The sequence below is a fragment of the Oceanospirillum beijerinckii DSM 7166 genome (assembly GCF_000422425.1).
Classification (GTDB): domain Bacteria; phylum Pseudomonadota; class Gammaproteobacteria; order Pseudomonadales; family Halomonadaceae; genus Oceanospirillum; species Oceanospirillum beijerinckii.
Genome location: NZ_KE383836.1, coordinates 1 through 4,866, shown reverse-complemented (window position 1 = coordinate 4,866; position 4,866 = coordinate 1). Strand labels below are relative to the sequence as shown.

Below are 4,866 nucleotides of genomic sequence, written 5' to 3'. Positions count from 1 at the left end.
GGCTCTGGCTCTGGCTCTGGCTCTGGCTCTGGCTCTGGTTCTGGTTCTGGCTCCGGGGTTGGCGTCGGTGTACCGCCGCCACCTCCACCGCCACCTGTTGAGGGCGGTGTTTCATTCACATCCGTCACCGTGACGGTCAGTGTCTGAGTATCCGTACCACCGTTACTGTCATCGGCCTGTACCTCCACCACATAGGTGTTATTACCGGCGGTATCCCCCTGATCCTGCGGATTTTCATAATCCGGGGCAGCTTTGAATGTCAGCGCCCCGCTATTAGCATCGATACTAAACAGGGTGTTGTCTGCTCCACCGCTAATGCTAAAAGCAAGAGTATCATCCTCAGCATCAGTGGCAGTTACCGTGGTGACCGTGGTACTGTTTTCCGCAACATTAATTGCTGCAGTGTCACCGCCGTTGTTGCTGGTAATCACTGGCGCGGCATTGCGGGAGACCACCACACTGGTATCAATATCAGCAGAAGTCCCACCATCACCATCGGTCAGCACAAAGCTCACCCTGCGGGTGTTTTCAGTGGCTGTTGTGCTATCGAGATTTTCATAGGTGATATTGTTCAGCAATGCTGATATTGCGGCAGTCGTGGCGTCGGTATTAAAGCTAATGGTCAATGCATTGCCGTTGATACCATCGTTCAGAGAACCGAGGGTGCCGATCCAGGTACCACCATAGGTCACATCGGCACCGTCGACACCGATCTGACCCGCTTCTGTGCCTTGGTTTCTGATCGAAAGCTTATCCTCATCGCTCACGCCATTGTTGGTGATACTAACAGTTAAAGTGCCTGTATTAAAATTGGTGGAATCTGGGTCGGTGACGCTGAATGCCGTGCCCTGATCAATGACTAAGGCGTCCGAACCTATCAGATAAGCCAGGCTGTTACCGGACAGCTCGCTGATGGTCGGTGCATCGTTTTGCGGAGTAACGGTGATAGCAAAACTCTGCCCAGAAACTGGGGAAACACTATCTTCCCCGCCATCGACTAGGCTAAAGCCCAAGGTATCACTGGTGGTTTCACCGCCATCGTGGGTGTATTTCAGGCGGCTGTTGTCGATATCGTCCTGAGTAAAGGTACCGTTCAGCGCCAGAGCTTCGCCATCATCTTGGGTGCTGTTGTTATTGGCATCCAGCCAGAAGGTGCCGTTTGTGGTGGCGGTGGAGACGGTATAGGTCAGACCGGTTGCGCTATCATCTGGGTCGGTGGCGTTCAGATCCGTATTGGCGATAGTGGCTGTTGCGGCTTCATCCAGTGTGATACCGACATTAGTGGCCACGGTAGGCGCATCATTGACGCCGGTGGCGGTGACGGTGACGGTGGAGGCCAGCCCGGTCTGATCATTAGCATCGGCGGCGGTCACGCTGACCGTCCGATCCGCCCCACCAACGTTATCCCCTGTCTGGGCAAAGGTCAGCTCTTTTAACAGCGCCAGATACTCTGCCTTGGTCGCGCTACCGGATAGGCTGATTGCACTATCCGAGGTATAGCTAATCGTGATGCCGTTCACCGTTGCGTTATCAGCATGACTGCCAAGCTTTATCACATCGCCGGTTTGCGCGCCGGCACTAATCTGAATGCTCATGCTGTTCAGATTGGCGCCATCATCAGTAATGCTGGCGGCAGCATCTACCAGTGTCACCGGGGTATCGGCGTCGTTTTCGGTATAGGTCGCGGTGGCGTTATTACCGCTTGCGGCCCCGTTCAGATCGATCTCAGGGGCGGATACCACATCCAGCGTCCAGGTATTAGCGCTGGCTGCATTAGCATCACCGTCGTTGACCGTAAAGCCGATGGTGGTATAGGCAGAACCTACCCCATCTGTTGCAGGGCGGTATTTTAATAAACCAGCGCTGATATCAGTCGCGGTTACGGTATCGCTGGTACTCAACGCGGCTTCACTACCGTTTACCGTACCGTCATTATCGGTATCGACCCATAAAGTACCAAGCGCAGGGGCGGCGCTGAGGGTGATCTGTTCCAGGGCATCGCCGGTATCGATATCGCTAAAACCGGCATCCGCGACCTGAATCGTCAGCGCGCTGTTTTTCTGCGCGGTCAGGGTTTTATCGGTACCTGTGGGGGCATCGTTCACCGGGTTGACCGTTAGATTCGCAGTAATGGTACCCGTTGAGAAAGCGGTAGCATCACCGTTAGTACTGGTATCGGTTTTACTTGGGCCTGAAGTGGAGCCTGAAGTGGAGCCTGAGAAGTTAAAGCTTAGAGAAAGGGAGGTTGAAGCACTGCCACTTGTACCATCCCAAGCACGAAGGGTCAGGCTGGCAGTTTCGCCGTTTTCACCATCTGGGTTATAACGCACATAGGTGCTGCTGCTTAACTGTAAGGAATTTGCACTGTCGACGGAGCCAAAATCAGTCCAGCTGCCGTCACTGCCATTAGACGAGTTGGTGGAATACTGCCAAGTGCCGTTACCTGTCTGGGCGCTGATGGCTGCTCCCAGAGTATCACCATCCACATCCGCAGCGGTGACACCGTCTAACAGGGTCGAAATCTGCACACCGGTAGAGGTGGTATCTTCATCGGTGGCGGTAAAGGCATAAGGGCCACCGGATAGGATCGGGGCATCGTTTACGGCATTAACCGTAATACTGGCGGTTTCTGATGCTGTTGAGAACGCCGTGGCATCGCCATTGGTGCTGGCATCTACTTTATTCCCCGCCGTACCTGAAGCCTGATCCCAGCCACGATAGGTCACCGTCGCACTGCCGTTGTAATCAGCATTGGGCACAAAATGCAGTTTATCGTCTGCGGCTAACAGCAGAGCGCTGCTGTCAGAGACAGTTCCCACATCCGACCAGTTGGTGCCATCGGTCGAGTACTGCCAGGTGCCGTTGGTGTTATCCACCGCTGTTACCGCGATACCTTCCGACGCGCCAGAATCCACATCGGTTAATGCGGCCCCCAAAATATCAGACACCAAGGTGCCGGTATTGGTGGTAGGGTCTTCATCAATGGCGGTTAATGTGGGTGAACCGGAATTATCCAGCACCGGGGCATCGTTAACGGCGGTAATATCCAGATTGACCACCGGATCGCTGGCTAAACTGCCGCCGTTACCATCACTGGCAGCAATCGTAATCGTAGCCGCGTTATCGCCGCTGGCATTTGCAGCACCGGTATATTGGATATTAGAGGCGGTACCCAGATAGGTATTAATATCCGCAGCAGAACCGACCAGCGTAATCTCAGTATCGCTGACTTTGGTTTCGGTAACGCCCGATCCAACAGCGGCGCCATCGGCAGGTGCAGTAAACGTACCAGCAGAGGCTGTCAGAGTAACCGTTAGCGCATCACCATCGCCATCGGCAAAGGTAACGGCTGATAGATCAATATTACCCTGAGTGTCCTCGGTTAATGTGGTGAGATCAGAAGGAGCGCCCGTGACGGTGGGGGCACTGTTTGAAATTTGTAAGTTATCATAAACAAAGTTGTCAACAGCAATGTAATTTTGAGTTCCTGTTGTGACAAATTCAACAGTATCAATGTCTGTTGTGGCAAAGTTGGTATCCGTAAGATCAATACGCTGCCAAGCACCGCCTTGTGCTACAGGGTTTTGACCGTAGCTAAATGATGTCACCGTTGCAGAAGCAACCTGTGTGCCATTCAATTTGCCGACAAGAGTAATTGACTGGCCTGCCACTAAAACCTGTCCCCCGCTATCACTGGAAGGCCAAATGTCGAACATTAATGCTCTGAAAGTGTAACCCGATGGGGCAGAGATTCCTCCAATATTTGATTCTGTAGCTGGTGAACCAATATTATCAAAGTAAGCGTTAGAGTTACCGGTTTCTCCAGCAAGATTAGAGCCATAGTTAGTGGTGACTTGAGCCTTCATACTTCCAGTTAGGGCAAACGTTTGAGACGACAATGAAAAACTCGTAGCGTTAGTTGTGGCATCTTCAAAACGGTAAGTTGCACCCGTACCATCATTTGTTAGGTTCACTGTTACTGTAGCAGTGCTTAAATTGTTAGAGCTGCCACCATCATTGGCCTGAACAGTTAATGTGTAACTGGTTGTACCGCTTTCATAATCTAAGTCGCCGGTGTCATTAACGGTAATTACACCTGTGCTGGCATCAATGGCAAATGGGGTATTACCATCCTTATCAGCATCAGTATTCCCTGCAGTGATCGAATAGGTAAGCCCCGTATCTGTTGAACCACTGTCGCCATTATTAGCATTGACATTGAAAACACTGCTGCTGTTAACCGCATTTTCTGAAAGGGACACAGTTTCTACTGAGTCAGATAAATTGCCTTCAAAAACGGGGGAATTATTTGTTGATCCACCGCTACTACCACCGCTACTGCCGCTATTATTATCGTCGTCACATGGTAGTGTTCTACTACCTGAGGTTGTAAAACCACCGTCACAACCTAGGCAATGATCAATATCTTGCATGCCTTGGACCGTAAATGGCAGAACACTTTCGATCTCGCCGTCCTGAAACTCAAGATCCCAGTCCCCCCCTAAGCTTAAAGGGCCGGTTTTATCGGACGATGCGGCAATATCCACTCCGCCAAGGCTATCTGACAGCGTTTGAACAAAAGCTTCTCCCTGCTCACCGGCAGCGACACTACAGCCATAAAGTAATAGATCTGCCCCTGGGGCAAAGCTATTGGCAATGGTACTCAGGGTATCTGTTTCCTGGCTCAACACAGCCTGATTAATAGGCTTATCACCTAATAAGAGCTGTCCTTGTGTGCCGTGGGATACCAAATGAACCGCTGTAAGATCTGTATACTGTGCCAGAGCATTAGCTATATTGTCTAAGCCGTTGCCTGACTCGGGTAGGATAATTACGGGGATATCGGGCCGTAAACCGGCGATCAGT

At 51.7% G+C, this 4,866-nt stretch carries 1 protein-coding gene; it reads right to left on the bottom strand.

Annotation, left to right across the window (positions count from 1 at the left end; all coding sequences use genetic code 11):
• A partial coding sequence (locus H579_RS29365; RefSeq protein ID WP_036567414.1) for a DUF4347 domain-containing protein occupies positions 1–4,866 on the bottom strand: 4,866 nt, incomplete at both ends.